Genomic DNA, 19,731 nt, shown 5'->3' on the forward strand with positions numbered 1-19,731 from the left:
ACATACTTTTTTGAGTTTTGAATTTTACCAGTTTATAATTTTTTGGACTATTTCTGCCGAGCAAAATGTTGAATGATACCGTAATCTAACTTTTGACCATGTGCCTCCTAATAAGCTGTTTATGTTATATTGCAAAGGTAATTCCATGCAGCTTCTAATTCCTGAAAATAATGATTATGATTCAATTGTTTTAAACAAAGATAAGCCGGGAAAAATTTTAAGTAAAGTTGTCCATGTAGAATACGCTGTTCAATAGCATTGAAAAACATATGCCAATTTATTCTTTTAAGACATTTATAAAAATGGTAAATTGTAATTGTATTGTTAAAAATATAATGGGAGAAGGCAAATGAAATTTTTATGGATAATTGCACTAATAATATTTGTTATTTACATGATTATTAGCGACAGAAAATCAAAAAATAGCAAAGATTATAAAGAAGCATTAACACCAAGTAAAAATCCATCAAATGAGCCATTAGTGAAACGTTGGTGGGTATGGGGACTAATACTAGTTTTAATTTATGGTTTCTTTGTATCAACTTCAAATAAAGTCGAGAGTCATGATGAAACATACAAAACTACCGCAACTCATTCAATAAAACCATCTCCTGTAAAAAAGAGGAAAAAGCTTTCAGACTATGCTTCAAAAAAGGTTTCCAAATTTATACCAGTGAAGAACACAGCTAAAGCAGTTACTTTAGGCGCTGGTAAGTATAAGGTCGGTAGAGATATAAAGCCAGGCAGGTACGTTATTAAAGCTGTTAAGGGCAGTGGTAATTTATCTAACAGCGATTTCACTATTAACGTTATTTTAGGAAACGATGATAAAGGAGATCAGTTAACTTCTTTTACTACTAACTTAGTAAAAAATGACAAAATCAAGTTAGACTGGATAGAGTCTACAAGCTTCACGCCAACACCAGATAAATATACATATAAAACAAAAATAAGTGCTGGTATATGGTTAGTAGGACTTGATATTAAACCCGGAAGGTATGTCATACGGCCAATAAAAGGCAGAGGTAACTTGATATCAGAAGATGGGTCTGACAATAATTTAAACGAAATATTAGGCAAAGATACTGAAAAAGGTCAAGTCAGCAAAGTAACGGCTGATTTAACTGCTGGAGAAGTTATATTGTCTACTATAGAATTAATTGGCTTAAGTAAAAAATAAGATTTAAATATTTAAAAAACAAAAAACCTCTAAGAGATCACAGTTCGAATTTAGATTTCTTAGAAGTAACACAAATACAACACTTTTATGACCTTTTGCATTCTCTATCATAGCAGTAAAGGAATTGATTTATATGCTATTTCAAAACGTTTAGGAAACTCATACATGACAATAACTGCAAAAACTTATGCCTATATGCTTGATCAATCTAAAGCACAGCAAGATGATAATATCGAAAAAATCGTCAATAGCATATAAAAATGTTCGCCAACTTTAAAATTAATTATTAATTACTAAATTTCATTTTCTATTATTTTTATAAAAATAAACTGCACCCTTCTTTTATCATTACTATGAAAATAATCTTATATATTTTTTGTTTTACAAAAAGGCATTGAGCAATATAGCACAATGCTTTTTTACATGCTTTTTCTTACTCTGTACATTATAAATAAACTACAAACTATTTATAAAATATAAAAAATGTTTACAAGGTGATCGACTTTAGTATTTAATTTACACAGTACCATTCTTTTTTTAAATTAAACGAAGAACTGCTAGTGAAGTCATACCAACTATCACAATGATTAAGAGAGACTTACTAATAATTGCGGAAATAAATGTTGGCAATGAAGCCAAAGCGTACTGCATGTTAAATTGAGGCAAATGACCTGGTTTTGCTATTAATAGGTTACTAAACCAAAGAGCGGCCATTATTACTATAGGCACAAAAGACAAAAATTCAACTAATTTTGGCGGCAAGGTGAATTTTTTCAACAAGACAAATGGTATCACTCTAGATAACAAGGTGGTGATTCCACAGAACATGATTGTCGTTAAAATGTATTCAGAAGAAGACATGCTTTATTACCATTCCTAAACTACAACCAATTAAGGTTACGACTATTACCACTAAGTTGGCAGGTAAAATAATTGTCAGTAAATATGTCAGCGCAAAAGAAATTAATATCACAATTATTTGGAGTACTTTATTTAGTTTTTTGTCCCCAATTATCTGCAAATAAAGTAAACCGATAAACATTGCTACAATAGCAAAGTCAAGCCCTAATTTTTTGGGATCAGTTATAAAACTGCCCAATACTACTCCTAAAAGTGTTCCAACTTGCCAAGTTAAGTAAGAAACAATATTTACTGTATTAAACCAGGTAAAATTTAACTTGTCATTTGTATAATTGATTTTATTCATACTTAGAGCAAAACTCTCATCTGTGAGAAATGTTCCTATTAAAATATTCCTTTTTAAATTTTCCTGCTTTAAGTAACCTGCTACAGTCGTGCTCATAAGTATTACTCGGGAGTTGACTAAGAAAGCTGCTAAAACAATTGAAGCTATGGGACTACCGGCAACTAGCATATTCAGAGTGGTTAATTGAACGGATCCGGCATATATTAAAAGCGACATTAAAGAAACTTCTAAAGTAGAAAAGCCACTAGCTTTGCCAATAATTCCAAAAGCCATACTTATGCCAATATACCCGAAAATTGTTGGAATTGATTCTTTAATTGCTGATTTTTTGGTTAAGTAAGTATCCATTCTTTCACCCTCTTTTGTGAAAATTCATCAAATAATGTAGTTAGTTGTACCATGAATAATGTAGTTAAAAATATTTAAATTATTTCGTAGCTTACCATTTGTTTTTAATTTTTACAACATTATATTTTCGAAATTTTTTTTAAAAGTTTGCTGTTAATCCTTCTAATCAGGACATTTGCCTTTCGAACCTAAGAAAACAAGTATTTTGAAATATTTTTAAGAATCTAAAATGTTAGCTTGACAAAGAATAAAGTTCTATAAGTTTATAAAAATTTTGAGTCTGAGGGGTAAATTTATGAGTCGAATCAATACGGATAAATTTACAAAAAGACGCTTGAATCAGGCTTTATTGTTATAAAATTATAAATTGCTGGCCTTTTATTTCAGTGATAAAATTTAATGGAAGGTGAGAATAAAATGAAATTAAAGAAAACTTTGGTAAGATTAGTTTCTATATTAATATTAGTTGCAACTGGACTGGTCTTTTCTTCAAAAGTAGAGGCCAAATATGTAGGGCATAATGCTACTCCCACAGAACTAAGAGGTACTTGGTACGAATATAAAGGGCATAACAAATGGAATCATATAAAGATTACTAAACATGCATTTATACAAAATGGTCAAGTCCTTTGTAGCTTGAATAAAAAAGGATATAAAAAATTACATGTCACGCGTTATAAGCAAAATGGCAGACCCTATTATGTCTTGAATAAGTTTAACTATCATTATCAAGAAGTTGGTTCTTTTTGGTTATCCAAAAGAAAAATTTATGGCAAACGTGTAATGAAATCATATTACAATATGGGATATTTCTCTGTCTATACAAGAAACAAAATAAAGCATGATTATTCTTATCAAACTAAAGGTAATTATAAGAAACAATTGGGCAAATAGTCAGTTGCCATCGGACAGTCTTCTGACAAAGAACTATTTTATTTCATATAAAATAGTTCTTTGTCAGATCGTGTTGATAAGGAGTAATTTAAAGAGAATCAAGCTGCTAATAAACTGTTTGATTCTTTTTCTTTTACTTTGTTTTTTGCCAATCTGATCTTGCTTAAAACAAACTTCAGTGCATTTTTTCCCAATCATATTTGGTATTCAGATGCGATAGAGTTCAATATCAAGGGACAGAAGACTTACTTGACGCCTATTCTTGACGGTTGCATCCATAAGATTATTTCCTATACCATTTCGTTGCTTAATTCTTAAATTTGCTATCGACATGTTAAGGCAGGCTTCGCTCAGGTATCCAGCATTGGATGGCCTAACTTGTCATACTTAAACGGAAAATGTTTTTATGGATTTGAAAAGAAGTTTTAAAAATCTGAATGAACTGGAAGACGCAATCAGAGACTACATTGAGTATTACAATAAGAAAAGAATCAGGATCAAACTAAAAGGACTAACTCAAATTGAATATTGGAAGGTAGTCCTCAGTTAGCAGCTTATATAAAGTGTCCTAATTTTAGGGTTCACATCACTATTGTATAAATTGCTTTTTATTCAAGCTAATTATCTAAAACTTCATAGAATCGAACTTTATAAGCAAATCTGCTCTCAATATTAAAAAAGCCAGTAAAAGAAATTACTTTTACTGGCTTATCTTTGTATCAGTGTCCTCATAGTCAAATATATTCATACTTAGCTCTGCATTTAAAAGACTCTGACTTTATGTAAATATTTGTATTGCAATACAGTTCCAATAAGTGCAACAAATATACCTAACAGGTTTGCCGCTAACCAATTGATTGAATTGCCCGTGAACAGACACACTGCAACCCATGGTGCAATACTTATGAGATAGCCGCGCGCAGCCGTCATTAATAAAGTACCCCACTTAAAGCCTTTACTTATATTATTTGTAACAACTTTATTGTGTAAAAACCTTTGAAACAGAACTGTACCCAATACTATTAAAATAGTAATTAAAACAAATTGCCAAGCTTCAAATTTAACTAAGATGAATTCTTTATAAGAAAAATGATTTGCCAAAAGGGCAAAACCACACGCAATATCAAAGAAAAAGCCTTGGTTGACATAACCCTTTTTGCAACTTTTAATACTAAAATCAAAAGCTTTTTTGCAGGTCTTGCTTGGTGATTCCTTTTGCCTGTCAATGACTTGATGATTAGTCAGGTAATGATATTGACAAGTCGTTCCAATCAAAGCAGTAATTAAGCCAACCAGCAAAGAAATGGAGAAGTTAAATTTTCCCTGAGTATGCATACTAAGAGCTAGTAATGGTGCGTTTCCTATTACAAAACACCTCACACCAGTTGAAATCAAACTAGTATTTACGAAAAACGAAGTCATTTTTTGGGAATTAACCTTGTGTCGCAAGAAGTTTTGATAACGGATTACGCTAATGATTGCAACAATAGCCAACAATACAAACAGCCAGTCAAACCAAATATCAGAAAATAAAAGTGTAAAAAGATAAAGGGTGCCATAAATAACGAGATCACCAAGATGGTTAGTAGAATTATCAGCTAAAGCAAAGTTATGTTCATGGTGAGCAATATCACGTATAGCTTCACCCACAGTCTCTTGCTTAGAAGTGTGATTATTATTCATTTTTTCCTCCTAAATTACGCCCTAACTTGATAATGATAATTTTAAGTTGGTTTTAATTAAAGTCAAGCTTTTTTTTAAAGTAATTACCTTGCTAAAACTAATTTTAGTAAAGTTCAAATTCTGAATTTCCTTTAAATTACAAATATTAAGTTTTGCTCAAGAGTAGATTTTAATTTTTATGCTTTGCCATGTTGCTGTTAAAATACAAGCGAATATAAATTATAGGTAGGGATGTGTTTTGAATATTAATTTTTGGATATCTTTATTATCTGCTCTAATACTAATACTACTTATCTTTAATGTCAGAAATTCACGGCGTTTCAATCTATTCGATCACTGGCTGCACCACAAATTGATTAGAAGGCGTGATGGCATTGGCTGGCAAATAATTGCATTTATTAACGATCCTAAACTGCTGGTTGTTTTGGATGTATTTTTAGCAAGTTTTTTAATTAGTAATAATGAAAATTTACTTGCCTTCTGGGCCTTATTTACATTAGGCTTTACCGATTTGATTGGGATTTTTTTAAAAAAATGGATGCGCAGAAAACGTCCAATTCTGCATTCAGATTTAGAAGAAGGCTATAGCTTTCCAAGTGGTCATGTCTTAGGAAGTACTGTTATGGCTTTAATTATCTGGCGACTTTTTGCAGGTCAATTAGGTAATAGACTTTTATGGATTTTACTTGCAATTTGGCTAATGGTTGTCATTTCTCGTATCAGTCTCAAAGCCCACTTTCCATCAGATATTATCGGCGCCACCTCTCTAGCCGTCTTTTGTTTTAGTATTTCTCAACAATTACTTTTAATGGTTATTTAAAAACAAAACAGCCCCAAACTTTTGGTTTGAGGTTGTTTTTGCTTATCGATAATTATTATATAGAAACAATTTATAGGAAACTAAGCATCTTTCCTAACACAAACACGATCACACACAATAATGCAGTGTACCATGCACAATGAGGCAGAGCTTTCTTAAGAATAACTCCTTCTTTACCCTCAAGGCCAGTAGCTCCTGTAGCAATTGCGATGTTCTGTGGTGAAAGCATCTTACCGGCGGTAGCACCAACCATGTTAGCAGCTGCCAGCCAGTATGGACTTACTTTCAGTGCGTGGGCAGCTTGTACTTGCAATTCACCAAAGAGAACGTTAGCTGAAGTATCACTACCAGTGATAAAGATACCTAGAACACCGATGATTGGTGAAATTACTGGGTAAAATGCACCAGTTAAAGTTACGAGGCTAACTGCAATGACATCAATCATTCCGCTGTAACCCATTACTTTGGACAAGCCCACAATAGAACAAACAGTGATAATTGTTTTAACCAATTGCTTGATAGTACTTGTCAAAACGGAAAACATTTCCTTAAATGACAAACCTTGAATAGCACCACCAATGATACTCGACAGTAAAATTAAAGTACCCGGTGATGACAACCAGTCAATGTCAACTGGCTTGGCATTTGCACCATTATAGAAGTGGAAACTGGTTTTAACGCTTGCTAGTGCATTATGAATTGCTGGGAACATTGATGAAGTGAAAATGATAAAGCAAAATACCAAAATAAATGGTACCCAAGCCTTGATTTTATCAGCAGTTGAAATTGGAGCTTTATCGTCCTTTTCAGCACTAGCGGATGCAACTTCATCTTTGCTGCTATATTTCTTAATAATAATTACTAAACATAGTAAACAAACTATTGAACCTACAATTGATGGTAGTTCAGGACCTAAATATTTAGTAATGAAAATTTCTGGAACCGCAAATGTTAAACCAGCTACCAAGGTGCAAACCAAAACACCTTTTCCTTTAAATGACTTAAGTCCCTTACCTTCAGTCATCATGACCAAAACGAATGGAACTATCATCATTAAAACAAATAATTGTATAGCAATTAAATAACCTAACTCAGTAACTCCTAGACCTGTTACTTTAGCCAGAGTTGTTACTGGCAAACCAACGGCACCAAAAGCAGTAGGAGCAGTATTTGCTACCAAACAAACCACGGCTGCTTTAATAGGACTCATACCCAACATAATTAGGATACTTGCAGGGATCGCTACCGCAGTACCGAAACCGGCAATGGCTTCCAAAAATCCGCCTAATCCCCATGCTAAGATCAATACTAAGAATCTCATATCCTTAGTAATTGAAGTTAACATAGACATTATTGTATCCATTCCCCCTGATTTTCTACTGATATTGTAGATAAACAGAGCGGAAATAATAACATAAATTATTGGCCATAAAGCCATAATTATGCCATCAATTCCGGCAGTAATACTGTTTGAAAACGAAAAGTGGAAACCGACAATACTGAGAATTATTGATAAAGCAAAGCCGATTAAGCACGACAAATCTCCTCGAATGCGAAAAACACCCAAGGAAAGTATCAGCCAAACGATAGGGATGATCGCAAGAACTGTTTTAAGTATATCCATTTTTATTCCTCCGACGAAATCAATTTAACAAGTGCTAAATTAATTTCTCTCACTTTCTAACATAGAACTTGATAAAACTTATTAGACAACACTATATGAGTTTGTGATGTAAGCGCTATCTAATTTCATTATAGCACTATGTAATGCGCTTTTGAAGATGAATTTAACTTCACAAGCTTTTGTATTTAAGCGCTTTCATTAATCAACAAAAAAATAGTCCTAACTTTATTAAGCTAGGGCTAAATCACCTTTTTTTATATTCTGTTAGATAGAGAACAAGTGTAAAAAAGGAATTTTTTATTTGCCACAAAATTACAAATCGTCAAAACCAACCATCAAACTGCCTTCTTCGGCATAAAACGTGCAAAGTCCCCTCATTGAGCGAATTTTGATCTCTGCTTCTGGATAAAATGCTAAAATTTTTGCTTTTAAACTTTCAGCATCTTTTTCATTTTTACAATGATCAATAATTAAATTACCACCCTTGTATTTCATTTCACTCATTAATTTCAGAACTTCTTTAAAGGCACGCTTTATTCCACGTACTTTTGCTAAAGGCTCTAGCTTACCCTCTTCACTGGCAGTACCTACTACATCAATATTTAAAACTTTAGCGACTTTAGCCACGGCCATATTAACTCGCCCATTGAGTGCTAAATTATGCAGTGATTTTAATACGAACAACAAATGAGTGTGTGTCTTATAATCAGATATTTTTTGTTCCAAATCTACAAAACGAGTTTTGCTATTAACCAATTTCCGAATTTCTTGTAGAATAACTGAAATCTCTGGGCCAGCAGTCCTTGAATCAATCACAATTACATGGCTATCAGGATGATCTTTTTCATATATTTGTTTAGCTTGAAAAGCAGATGAAAAGCTGCCACTAAGTCCACTAGTAATTGTCATCATTATTGCAAATTCAGATCCTTTTAAGGCCTCAAGCCACTCATTAATGCTGGGACAGGAAGTTTTGCCCTCCTCCGTGTTTTTCTCCATGCTGCTAATGAATTCATTGATATCAAGATTTTCGTCATCAACAAAATCTTTTCCTGCAATTGTCATAGTTAATGGCACAACAGTCAGATTTTCATTTGCTCTGTCATTTGCGCCAGAGTCTATTATTAACTTTACTTTATCCATATTTGTGTATCCTTATATAAATAAACTATATATTCAAAAAGATATATAGCTAAATAATAAATCAAATACCAGAAAAAAGCGATAAAAATTTTTTTAATATTTTTTAACATTAGAAATCGGTTACAAATGTTTACATAATCACAAACTTAAGCTAAAATTTGTGGTGTAGATATGGAGCGTGTGCTCCACTAATGTATGTACTTATAAAAATTTGTACAGCATTTATTATTTAGGAGGTTTTTAGATGTTAAAATCAGTCATTGAAAATGTTCATGCACTGGAAATCTATGATTCACGTGGTAATCCAACTGTTGAGGCTTTTGTAACCTTATCAAACGGTGTTGTTGGTAAAGCTGAAGTTCCATCAGGCGCTTCAACTGGTGAAAATGAAGCAGTTGAATTACGTGATGGCGGCAGTCGTGTAGGCGGTAAAGGTGTTTCCAAAGCCGTTGAAAACGTAAATACTAAAATTGCTAAGGCATTAAAAGGTCTGGATCCACATGATCAAGCAAACATTGACCGTGTAATGATCGAATTAGATGGCACCCCTAACAAGGCTGAACTTGGTGCTAACGCTATTTTAGGCGTATCAATGGCTACTGCAGCTGCTGCAGCAAAAGACAGCCACCAACCTTTATATAGATACCTTGGCGGCACTGATCTTGAAATGCCACAAACTTTCCACAACGTTATTAACGGTGGTGAGCACGCTGACAATGGTATCGACGTGCAAGAATTCATGATCACTCCAGTTAAGAAGACTTCTTTCCGCGATGGTTTTGAAAAGATCGTTAACACTTACCATACTTTGAAGAAAGTTCTTGAAGACATGGGTTACGAAACTGGCCTTGGTGATGAAGGTGGTTTCGCACCTAATATGAAGAACTCTGAAGAAGCTTTGCAAGCTTTACACGACGCTATCGTTAAGGCTGGCTACAAGCCTGGTGAAGATATTGCCATTGCTTGTGACTGTGCTGCTTCCTACTTCTACAACAAAGAAGACGGCAAGTACCACTTCGAAGGTAAAGTATTTAACGATGAAGAATTAGCTCAATACTACGACAAGTTACTTGACGAGTTCCCAGAATTAATTTCAATTGAAGACCCATACGATGAAAATGATGTTGATGGCATGATTAAATTTACTCAAAGCCACAAAGACAGAATTCAAATTGTTTTGGATGACTTCATTTGTACTAACCCTAAGCTTTTGACTAAAGCTATTAAGGAAGGTGCCGGTAACGCTTCATTGATTAAGTTAAACCAAATTGGTACTGTTACTGAAACTTTGGAAACTATCCGTCTTTCACGTAAGAATGGCTACAACACCATGATTTCTCACCGTTCAGGTGAAACTGGTGACACATTCATCGCTGACTTTGCCGTTGCTGTTAACGGTGGTCAATTGAAGACTGGTGCACCTGCTCGTTCAGAACGTGTTGAAAAGTACAACCGTTTACTTGAAATCGAAGAAGAACTTGGTGAAGGCGAGCGTTTAGCTACTTTCCCAGACAGCGTTGACAAAGATTAATTTGTTAGCCTGAAAAAAGCCTGCATTGCTGCAGGCTTTTTTTGTGCTATTTTTATGGCTAGTCGTCTTTTTGACTAATTGCTTTTAAGTAAGTACTTTCGGAGATATAGTCAATTTTTCTCACGTACTGTCCCTTGTGGTCGATCTTAATATATTGTCTACTTGGATCAAAACCACCTACTCTTTCAATTTTATATGGTAATTTCTTACCAGTATCAGGATTATAGGCCTGAACGTTTAGATAATTTTGCGTATTTTTTGGCACCTGCGCATAACTAATTACTTCTGGAATAGCAGGATCAACTCTATCAATCCAAGAATTATGATCTAATGGAATTTGGTTAGTCATAATCAGAAAACAGACATAAACTGGAACCAAAAATTTTTCAAACATGATATCTCCTTCCATCTAACTCTCGGAATGAACTTTCTTTTGAAATTCCTTTTTGGAAACATATTTAATTTCTTTCACATACTGCCCTTTATGGACAATTTTAATATATTGCCTGCTTGGATCATAGCCTCCTACTTTTATTATTTTGTACGGAAGCTTTCTGCCGGTTTTAGAATCATAAGCTTGAACATTAAAATATTTTTGCGTATTTTTTGGGACCTTAGCATAACTATATGTTTCAGGAATTGCAACGTTGAAATAATCTATAATCTCATTGTGAACAAAGAAGGGTAAGCAAAATAGAGCTGTGAGTGTTAATAGTGCAGTCACAATAAATTTTTTAACTGACATGAATTCCACCTCCTAGATTAAAAGCGAATAAATTCGATTTTTTAAAAAGATATATTTAAATTTAGGTGTACTAATACACTACTATACTTATTTTACACTTTTCTATAATTATTTTAAATACAAAATTAAAACAAACTTGCAAATGATAATTTCTAATTTGCTAGCAAAAGTCTTATTTTTATGCTAATTTAAATTAAGTATTTATAACTAAGGAAGTAAAATTATGGCTGAAAAAATTACTGGCTTAAGTCAAGCCGAAGCAGATAAACTTCTGCAGAAAAATGGATTAAACGAGGTTCCTGAACCTCAATTCAACTTTTTTAAAGAATTTTTATCCAAGTTATGGAATTTATCAGCATGGATTCTCGAAGCTGCCCTACTTTTAGAGTGTGTGTTAGGAAAATGGATACAATCATTATTTGTGCTATTGATGCTACTTTTTGCTGCATGGAATGGAGCTTCTAAGAAAAAGCAATCAAGGCGAGTTCTGAATAATATTTCACATAAATTAACTCCTACAATTTCTGTTCAAAGAGATGGGGAGTGGCAGAATATTGACTCAAAATATTTAGTACCTGGTGACTTAATCAGTATGCAAGCTGGGGATGTTTTGGCTGCCGATGTGAAGCTGATTGAGGGACAAATTTCTACTGATGAGAGTTCAATTACAGGCGAAGCAAGAACAGTGCGGAAAAATCCACAAGATACAGCCTTTGCCGGTACTACTGTAACAGAAGGCAATGGCTTAGCAGTCGTCACTGCTACCGGTGCTGATTCTCGTTCCGGTAAGACAATTAACTTAATTAATAATTCTGCAGCTCCTGGTCACCTGCAACAACTGCTAACTAAAATTATTTACTATTTGTGCATTCTTGATGGAATTCTGACCTTAGTAATTGTCATTGCTTCTTTCTTTAAGGGTGGTGACCTAAATAATCTGATTAACATGCTGCCATTTTTAGCAATGATGTTTATTGCTTCAATACCAGTTGCTATGCCTTCCACATTTGCTCTTTCTAACTCGTTTGAAGCAACCCGTTTGAGTAAAGAAGGAGTATTAACTTCTGATTTAACCGGTATTCAAGATGCAGCCAACCTTAATTTGATTTTGCTAGACAAAACAGGAACAATTACCGAAAATAAAACAGCAGTTGGCCAATGGACTAATTTCAGTTCAATGAATAATAATGATGTTCTACAATTAGCATCAGCTGCTACGGATCAGAGAAACAAAAAACTCATTGATACTGCAATTGACGAATATGTTAAAAAACAAGGATTAAGCATTAAGTCAGCTTCCGACTTCACGCCTTTTACTTCAAGCACTGGCTATTCTATGGCAACCTGTGATGGCCATAATATTAAACTAGGTTCATTTAAACAACTTTCCTTAATTGATCAAGATGCTAACGAAAAGGCAAAAGAAATTGATTTCAGTGCTGGACGTTCGGTAGCCTTATTAATTGATGAAAAGTTGGCCGGTGTTTTCATTTTGCAAGATATGGTGAGATCTGATTCTAAGGCTGCCCTCGAAGAGCTCAGAAAACGGGGAGTAAAACCCATTATGCTGACTGGAGATAACCAGAAAACTGCTATTGCCGTTGCTAAACAGGTTGACTTGCAAGGTGAAGTAATCTCTATTCGTGATTTTACTGACCAAACAGATACTAGCAAACTAGCCGGTATTGCAGACGTTTTACCAGAAGATAAATTGCGCATGGTTAAATTCTTCCAGAAGAAAGGTTATATAGTAGGTATGACTGGAGATGGCGTGAATGATTCTCCTGCTCTAAAGCAAGCCGAAGTTGGTATAGCGGTCTCTAATGCCGCCGATGTAGCTAAACGTTCTGGTAAAATGGTGCTTTTAAATGACGGTTTGTCTTCAATAGTAAAAATACTTGATGCTGGACACAGAGTGTACCAAAGAATGACTACCTGGTCCTTAACAAAGTTGGCCAGAACTGCGCAGTTGACAATGCTTTTAACATTTGGCTACCTTTTCTTTAACTATATTCCAATGGCCTTAAACGCTATGGTTATATATACAATCATGAATAATATGGTGACAATGATGATTGGTACTGATAGAACCCACATTACCTATAAACCAGAAAACTGGAATATGGCTAAATTAGCTAAAATCGCTTTTTCATTAGCTTTCGGTTGGACGGTAATTGGAATAGCAGGTATTGCTTATCTCAATACTCATGGCTGGAGCCACGGCACAATATCAACAATGGTTTATGTTTATTTGGTTTTAAGCGCAATGTTCATAGTTTTAATTACCAGAACAAAGAAATACTTCTGGCAGGATTATCCGTCTAAAGCAGTTGGCTTGACACAATTAGGAGACGTCCTTCTAACGGTCATCCTAGCGCTGTTTGGCATAGCTATGGCAAAAATAAACTGGACGAATTTATTGCTTACTTTTGCTATTGCTTTGATAGCCGCAATCGTGATTGATTTATTCTATCAGCCAATAATGAAGAATAGGTAATTTTAAATTCAAATAAAGAAAAACCTGATTGCGGAAATTTTCCGTAATCAGGTTTTTTAAGGTTTACCGATGAGTTCCTGACTTTTCCATCACACCGATAAAAAGGTTTTGTATATGCTATTTGGTATAATAATTTAGAATAGGAAAAAATAGTTAAATTAATCAGGAAAGTTAATTATTTAATAAGAGGCGAGCCAATAGCAAAGATAGATAGTTATATTGCTAGTTGACCCTTGAATCCCCCCTTTCACTGGTTGTACGTTTATAACAAATGCTTTAAATTACATTCGTTATATTTATATTAATACATAAAATAACTAAAGTAAACAATTTTATCCAACTTTTTTACTTTTAAATCAATATTTTTTTATGTTTAAATAACGATTAATCTTTTGATTTTACTTTTTTAATTCATATACATATGATGTTTCATTTGGACGATAAACACCATGTAAAAGGCCAACTTTTGTAAAACCCATTTTTGCAATCAAATGCTGCATTGCTTTATTGTCTTCGTGAGTATCAATTCGAATTGAATCAATATCATCACGATTAACTTTTATATCATTAATTACAGCTTGTAATAGTTTAGTAGCATAACCTTTACCAGAATGCTGAGAATGAATTGCTACACGATGAATAACAACATATTTATCCGTATTGCTCAGCCACTTACCGTCCAAGTGATCGTATACATGGTCAGGGCCATCTACTATGGCAATTGCACCAACAGTTTCTTTATCCTCGGAAACAGCTAAAAAAGCCCAGCCATTTTCAATATCTTCTTTAATTTGACCTTTAGAAGGATAGTCTCCTTGCCATTGATTGACACCATGTTCAGCTAATTGATTAGCTCCATCTTTTAAAATAGCGATAATTTGGTCAAAATCGGCCATTGTTGCTCTTCTTAATTGCAAATTACTCTATTCTCCTTTTTTGAAATACTGTATCATTATATATACCTGACCTGAGCTTGTAAAAAATTTAGACTCAAAATTCAAAGTTTTTTTCATATTTCAGAAGGCGCTTTTATTGAAATCTTAAAATTATGCCAAAATCTAAATCATTTGCTGCTTTTATTATCTGAAAATATTTAATCATGAAAAAATGCTCTTAGCAGCAGATTACAAAAATCTAACTATTAAAGAGCACTTCATGCACATTTATTATCTTTTAAAAATTTGAGGCTTAAAGTTCCAATTAATAAATATTAAGCACCATGATATTTGACTAGAGAAAATACGTCAAGTCCTGGTAATTTTTCTTTTCCCTTTAGATCTGGTAGTTCAATATAAAAACAAGAACCTACTAACTCTCCACCTAGGTTTTCAATTAATTGCTTGCAGGCTCTTAGAGTTCCTGCAGTAGCAAGTAAATCATCACAAACCACAACACGCTGACCGGGTTTAATGGCGTCTTTATGAATTTCCAAACTATTTGAACCATATTCCAGGTCATAAGAAGCACGCTCGACCTCCCGCGGCAATTTATGTGGCTTTCTAGCTGGCACAAAACCAATACCTAATTCTGTTGCCACCGGACAACCAACAATAAATCCACGAGCTTCGGGACCGACAATTATATCGGCATTTTTACTTTTAACGTATTCAGCTAACTTGTGTGTAGCTGCTTGAAACAATTTGCCATCCTGTAGCACAGGAGTGATATCCCGAAAGATTATACCTTTGTTCGGAAAATCCTTGACACTTGCAATATGTTTCTCAAAATCGTTTGCCATAAGAAGAAAAACCTCCAAAAACTTAACTTTCTTGCTAAAGCTTATTCGACCTTTATATTCTAACAAATTTTGGGCTTAAAAGCATTAAAAGCAAGAAAAATTAATGTTGCTTTAATTGCCCATTCACGTACATTAGTAATTTTTGACTCGGCATTTGCCGTAATTCGTTTACAAAAGAAATCTGTGACTTGGTAGCTTGAAAATATTTCGAATTTGTTAGTTTATTTTTGACAGGATTATTAACGCCAAATATTTTATCATCTTCTAACTGAATAAAGTTCAGTTCAAAGAATACTCGCAAAATAAAGAGAATGTTATCGTAACTTAATTTTATAAATTTACCGACCTTGCGGTAATCTTGCAGTGTCAGACCAGGGTGAGAATATATATATTTTAACAAGATTTCAAAATCAGATTTTAGCGGCAAATGTTGTACTGGCAGTTGATCCATAAGAAAGTGTAAATAAAGTTGTTCGTAACTATTGTTCAACGCAAAATTCAATTCTTTTTGATTGTGAGGGACATCTAGAAAGACTGCAACTTCACCTTCATTGTCATAATCATTTACCAATGTAATTTTTGTAGGATCAATATCAAACAGACTAGAAGCATAATTTTTATTTCTTTTATCAAATAACAAATATCTGTCTGCAAAACCCATCACATATTTTTCATTGCGCAAATCAACAACTGGTTCAGGAACTGCTAATTTTGGTGCAGCAAAAATGATTCCCTTTATAATGCCTTGCAATTTTATTTGATTACGAAAACAATTTTCCTGTAGCTCTATGAATAGCTGATCTATGTAAGGCAAAAGAATTTTTGTAAGGAACTTCTTATTAAATCCTACAACATCAACTTTATTATGGTCTTTACTAATGCTTAATTTGATATGATTTTTATCTTTACCCATGTAAAAACAGCTGTTAATTTTTGGATGAGTAATGCTAAAAATGGGTTTGACATTATCAGTGCCAAAAGGACCAACCTGTTTGATATCAGCTATAATTTGCAAATCAAGATGAGAAAAAGGTAGTTCACAATCATAATAACGAATATTTTGATTAAAAGTACCCGTAAAACTATCTTCAAATGATTTGCGTAAAGAGGAAATTTTGCTTTCGGTCATAGACAAGCCACACGCAAAATCGTGACCACCGAATTTAAGAAAAAGTTTATCCTTTAAAAGCTCTAAGGCGTTAAAAAGATTAAAACCATCTACAGACCTTCCCGAACCTTTGATAATTCCCTCTTCATTCTTGGTCAATACTATAGTCGGTTTATGAGTTTTCTCAACCAATTTATTTGCAACTAATCCTAAAACCCCTTCATTGAATTTTGGATTATATAAAACTAAAGTCTTAGCTCTTTGCCAACCATTATTTTTAATCTGATTAATACAGGATTGATAAACTTCAGCCGTTAAATTCTTACGTTCATCGTTTAGACCTTCAATCTTATCTGCTATTTTTTCAGCTTCTTCGTCAGTCTCACATAATAGTAAGTCAACGGCTAAACTCGCATTATCCAGTCTGCCTACAGCATTCAATCTTGGTGCAATGTTAAAGCCAACATCGGTTTCATCAATATGTCCTAATTGTAAACCTGCTTTTTTTATTAAAGCTCTTAGTCCCGGCCGCTCAGTCTCATTAAGCATTTTTAAACCGCGTTTAACGATAATATGACCTTCTCCTGAAACCTTAACCATATCTCCAATGGTTCCAATCATTGCCAGTTCCAATAATTCTGGCATAGAATCTTGCATTAAAGCTCGGCAAATAGTATAGGCTACTCCAGCACCACAGTAGTCATCAAACGGATAATCTTGGCCAGGGTAGTTACAATGAACCAACGCATAGCTTTCAGGCACTTTGTCTTGAAATTTATGATGATCGGTAATTATTGTATCTACGCCCATGCTCTTAGCGTAGGCTACTTCTTCAACTCCTGTAATGCCATTATCAACAGTTATAATTAATTTTGTACCTTCTGCTACTATGCGCTTATACTCATCTAGATTGGGACCATAACCATCACGGAAACGATCGGGTATGAAAAAATTAACGTCTGCGCCCAATATCCCAAGTGTTTCCATCATGATACTTGTCGCAGTGATACCATCTGCATCATAGTCACCATAAATAGTTATTCTTTCCCCTGCATCAATTGCCTGGTTAATCCTGTCAACAGCTTTTTTCATATCGTGCATTAAGTAAGGGTCTGCCAAGTCATCTTCAGTCGCATTAAACCAAAAGTTAATTTTCTCTGCAGTATTTATTCCACGCAAAGAAAGCAGCTTAGCCGTAAGCGGACTAAGCTGGTACTTTTCAATCAATTTTGGAGCTAATTCTTCATTTTTGCGCTCATGCCATTCAATCATTAATTAATTTTGCCTTTTTGTAATTCTTTCTTATTTCGAGTTCAAGTCATCATCATTCATTTTTAAAACAGCCATAAATGCGTCTTGAGGAATTTCAACATGACCTACTGCTTTCATCCGCTTTTTACCTCTCTTTTGTTTTTCGAGAAGCTTTGCCCTTCGATCTGGATCACCCGTATGAATTTTCCAAGTGACGTCTTTGCGGTAAGGCTTTACAGTTGCTCGCGAAATTATTTTTGCTCCAATTGCTCCTTGAATATCAACTTCAAAGTTTTGTCTAGGAATTAACTTCTTAAGCATTGAGGTCATTTGTCGCGCTCTATTTTGAGCTTCATCACGGTGAGCAATGAAACTAAGAGCATCAACCACTTGTTTATTCAACAAAATATCAATTTTAACTAAATCAGTTGCCCGATAGCCCGTAATTTCATAATCAAGTGAGGCATAACCTTTAGTAGAAGATTTTAAATCATCAAAAAAATCATAAATAATTTCAGCTAGCGGCATATTGTAAATTACGTTAACCCGATATTTGTCTAAATAGTCCATTGTCACAAACTCGCCACGTTTGCGTTGACATAATTCCATTACAGGACCGACAAAATCATTCGGAACCATTACTTCAGCCTTGACGAAAGGTTCTTGCACTTCTTTATATTCACCTGCAGACGGTAAATCAGAAGGATTATCAATTACCTTTGTTGTACCATCATTCATAATGGCATGATAATCAACAGAAGGAGCGGTCATAATTAAGTCTAAATCAAATTCCTGCTCTAGTCTTTCTTGTACAACATCCATATGAAGCAAGCCTAAAAAACCGCAACGAAATCCAAATCCAAGAGCGGTCGAAGTTTCAGGTTCAAATTCCAGAGCAGCATCATTTAGCTGCAGTTTTTGCAAAGCTTCCTTAAGATCGTCATATTTGGAATTATCAACAGGATACATACCAGAATATACCATTGGTGGTATTTGGCGATAACCAGGAAGTGGTTCAGCTGTCGGATTTTCAGCAGAAGTAATGGTATCACCAACACGAGTTTCACGAACAGACTTGATATTTGCTGTCAGATAGCCAACATCCCCAGCAATCAAAATATCTTTTTTAACCGGATGTGGACTAGAAACCCCAACTTCAGTAACTTCATATTCCTTACCCGTATTCATAATTTTTATTTTATCACCGGGTTTAACTGTACCCTCTTCAATCCGTACAGATAGGACAACACCGCGATAGTCATCATATTTTGAATCAAAAATCAACGCTTTTAACGGTGCTTGGAGATCTCCATTAGGAGCTGGGATATCTTTAACTATGCGTTCAAGCAATTCTTTAATTCCTTGACCAGTTTTACCGGAAACTTCAACAGCGTCGGAAGCATCTAATCCCAACATTTCTGTAATTTCTTCTTTAGCTTGCTCCGGATTAGCGGATGGCAAATCAATCTTGTTAATTACAGGCATTATTTCCAAATCATCATCAATTGCTAAGTATGTATTTGCCAAAGTTTGGGCTTGCACACCTTGCGAAGCATCTACAACTAACAGTGCACCTTCACAAGCCGCTAAGGAACGGGAAACTTCATAAGAAAAATCCACGTGTCCTGGTGTATCAATTAGATGAAAAATGTAGTCTTCGCCATCTTGAGCATGATATTTAATTTCTACTGAGTTCATCTTGATGGTGATGCCCCGTTGGCGTTCCAGCGGCATATCGTCTAACATCTGATTTTTTAGTTGTCGTTCAGATACCGTATCAGTCAATTCTAAAATGCGATCGGCAATCGTAGACTTACCATGATCAATATGAGCTACAATGGAAAAATTGCGAATATGTTTTTGGTAATCTTGTAATTTTGTTATGTCCATAAATAATTTGCACCCTTTACTCTATCTTTACTATTATAACAAAGTAAATGAAACAGTTAAAAGCAATTAAGT

At 34.2% G+C, this 19,731-nt stretch carries 17 protein-coding genes and 1 pseudogene; 7 read left to right on the forward strand and 11 right to left on the reverse strand.

Going from position 1 to position 19,731, the window contains the following annotated elements:
• Nucleotides 1-121 precede the first annotated feature (121 nt).
• Together JF75_RS10735 and JF75_RS10135 are read left to right on the forward strand one after the other, a co-directional pair.
• On the forward strand, nucleotides 122-256 hold the full coding sequence (locus JF75_RS10735) for a hypothetical protein (protein WP_280682942.1): 135 nt from the start codon (nucleotides 122-124) through the stop codon (nucleotides 254-256).
• A gap of 93 nt (nucleotides 257-349) precedes the next feature.
• Entirely contained in the window at nucleotides 350-1,180 is an 831-nt protein-coding gene (locus JF75_RS10135) for a hypothetical protein (protein ID WP_052726876.1), read from the forward strand.
• Between the two features lie 537 nt (nucleotides 1,181-1,717).
• Here the strand turns inward: JF75_RS10135 and JF75_RS05585 are convergent.
• Complete coding sequence (locus tag JF75_RS05585; protein ID WP_046332209.1) at nucleotides 1,718-2,041, reverse strand: AzlD domain-containing protein; 324 nt, start codon at nucleotides 2,039-2,041, stop codon at nucleotides 1,718-1,720.
• Nucleotides 2,028-2,735, reverse strand: coding sequence for an AzlC family ABC transporter permease (locus tag JF75_RS05590; protein WP_046332210.1), 708 nt, complete (start codon nucleotides 2,733-2,735; stop codon nucleotides 2,028-2,030). The genes JF75_RS05585 and JF75_RS05590 overlap by 14 nt, the downstream gene beginning before the upstream one ends.
• A gap of 417 nt (nucleotides 2,736-3,152) precedes the next feature.
• On the opposite strand from JF75_RS05590, the gene JF75_RS05595 reads away from it, so the two are divergent.
• Nucleotides 3,153-3,629, forward strand: coding sequence for a hypothetical protein (locus tag JF75_RS05595; protein ID WP_045928187.1), 477 nt, complete (start codon nucleotides 3,153-3,155; stop codon nucleotides 3,627-3,629).
• Nucleotides 3,630-4,016: 387 nt separating this feature from the next.
• Nucleotides 4,017-4,179 (forward strand): annotated as a pseudogene (locus tag JF75_RS10340) (IS3 family transposase); the annotation flags it as partial.
• Between the two features lie 212 nt (nucleotides 4,180-4,391).
• Here the strand turns inward: JF75_RS10340 and JF75_RS05600 are convergent.
• Nucleotides 4,392-5,312, reverse strand: coding sequence for a hypothetical protein (locus tag JF75_RS05600; protein ID WP_046332211.1), 921 nt, complete (start codon nucleotides 5,310-5,312; stop codon nucleotides 4,392-4,394).
• 244 nt (nucleotides 5,313-5,556) lie between these two features.
• Between JF75_RS05600 and JF75_RS05605 the strand changes: the two genes are divergently transcribed.
• Nucleotides 5,557-6,132 (forward strand): phosphatase PAP2 family protein, encoded by a 576-nt coding sequence (locus JF75_RS05605; RefSeq protein WP_379859272.1) that lies wholly within the window; start codon nucleotides 5,557-5,559, stop codon nucleotides 6,130-6,132.
• A gap of 70 nt (nucleotides 6,133-6,202) precedes the next feature.
• Here JF75_RS05605 and JF75_RS05610 read toward each other — a convergent pair whose 3' ends face one another.
• On the reverse strand, nucleotides 6,203-7,756 hold the full coding sequence (locus tag JF75_RS05610; RefSeq protein ID WP_223901654.1) for an L-lactate permease: 1,554 nt from the start codon (nucleotides 7,754-7,756) through the stop codon (nucleotides 6,203-6,205).
• Between the two features lie 312 nt (nucleotides 7,757-8,068).
• Complete coding sequence (locus tag JF75_RS05615) at nucleotides 8,069-8,899, reverse strand: DegV family protein (RefSeq protein ID WP_046332213.1); 831 nt, start codon at nucleotides 8,897-8,899, stop codon at nucleotides 8,069-8,071.
• Between the two features lie 244 nt (nucleotides 8,900-9,143).
• On the opposite strand from JF75_RS05615, the gene eno reads away from it, so the two are divergent.
• Nucleotides 9,144-10,430: a phosphopyruvate hydratase gene (gene eno, locus JF75_RS05620; protein ID WP_034979575.1), complete on the forward strand. Its 1,287-nt coding sequence runs from the start codon at nucleotides 9,144-9,146 to the stop codon at nucleotides 10,428-10,430.
• 58 nt (nucleotides 10,431-10,488) lie between these two features.
• Here eno and JF75_RS05625 read toward each other — a convergent pair whose 3' ends face one another.
• Together JF75_RS05625 and JF75_RS05630 are read right to left on the reverse strand one after the other, a co-directional pair.
• Complete coding sequence (locus tag JF75_RS05625; RefSeq protein WP_052726877.1) at nucleotides 10,489-10,824, reverse strand: YxeA family protein; 336 nt, start codon at nucleotides 10,822-10,824, stop codon at nucleotides 10,489-10,491.
• A gap of 15 nt (nucleotides 10,825-10,839) precedes the next feature.
• Nucleotides 10,840-11,175: a YxeA family protein gene (locus tag JF75_RS05630; RefSeq protein WP_046332214.1), complete on the reverse strand. Its 336-nt coding sequence runs from the start codon at nucleotides 11,173-11,175 to the stop codon at nucleotides 10,840-10,842.
• Nucleotides 11,176-11,398: 223 nt separating this feature from the next.
• Here JF75_RS05630 and JF75_RS05635 point away from each other — a divergent pair, with 223 nt between their 5' ends.
• Nucleotides 11,399-13,672 (forward strand): HAD-IC family P-type ATPase, encoded by a 2,274-nt coding sequence (locus tag JF75_RS05635; RefSeq protein WP_046332215.1) that lies wholly within the window; start codon nucleotides 11,399-11,401, stop codon nucleotides 13,670-13,672.
• 398 nt (nucleotides 13,673-14,070) lie between these two features.
• Here JF75_RS05635 and JF75_RS05640 read toward each other — a convergent pair whose 3' ends face one another.
• The 4 genes from JF75_RS05640 to lepA form a co-directional block, all read right to left on the reverse strand.
• Complete coding sequence (locus JF75_RS05640; RefSeq protein WP_084605733.1) at nucleotides 14,071-14,589, reverse strand: GNAT family N-acetyltransferase; 519 nt, start codon at nucleotides 14,587-14,589, stop codon at nucleotides 14,071-14,073.
• 293 nt (nucleotides 14,590-14,882) lie between these two features.
• Nucleotides 14,883-15,410 carry an adenine phosphoribosyltransferase gene (locus JF75_RS05645; RefSeq protein ID WP_034979564.1) on the reverse strand — a complete coding sequence of 176 codons (528 nt, stop codon included), beginning with the start codon at nucleotides 15,408-15,410 and terminating at the stop codon, nucleotides 14,883-14,885.
• 100 nt (nucleotides 15,411-15,510) lie between these two features.
• Nucleotides 15,511-17,787 carry a single-stranded-DNA-specific exonuclease RecJ gene (gene recJ / locus JF75_RS05650; RefSeq protein ID WP_046332950.1) on the reverse strand — a complete coding sequence of 759 codons (2,277 nt, stop codon included), beginning with the start codon at nucleotides 17,785-17,787 and terminating at the stop codon, nucleotides 15,511-15,513.
• 33 nt (nucleotides 17,788-17,820) lie between these two features.
• On the reverse strand, nucleotides 17,821-19,659 hold the full coding sequence (gene lepA, locus JF75_RS05655; RefSeq protein WP_046332216.1) for a translation elongation factor 4: 1,839 nt from the start codon (nucleotides 19,657-19,659) through the stop codon (nucleotides 17,821-17,823).
• Between the last annotated feature and the right edge of the window lie 72 nt (nucleotides 19,660-19,731).

Source organism: Lactobacillus kimbladii (assembly GCF_000970755.1).
Taxonomy (GTDB): domain Bacteria; phylum Bacillota; class Bacilli; order Lactobacillales; family Lactobacillaceae; genus Lactobacillus; species Lactobacillus kimbladii.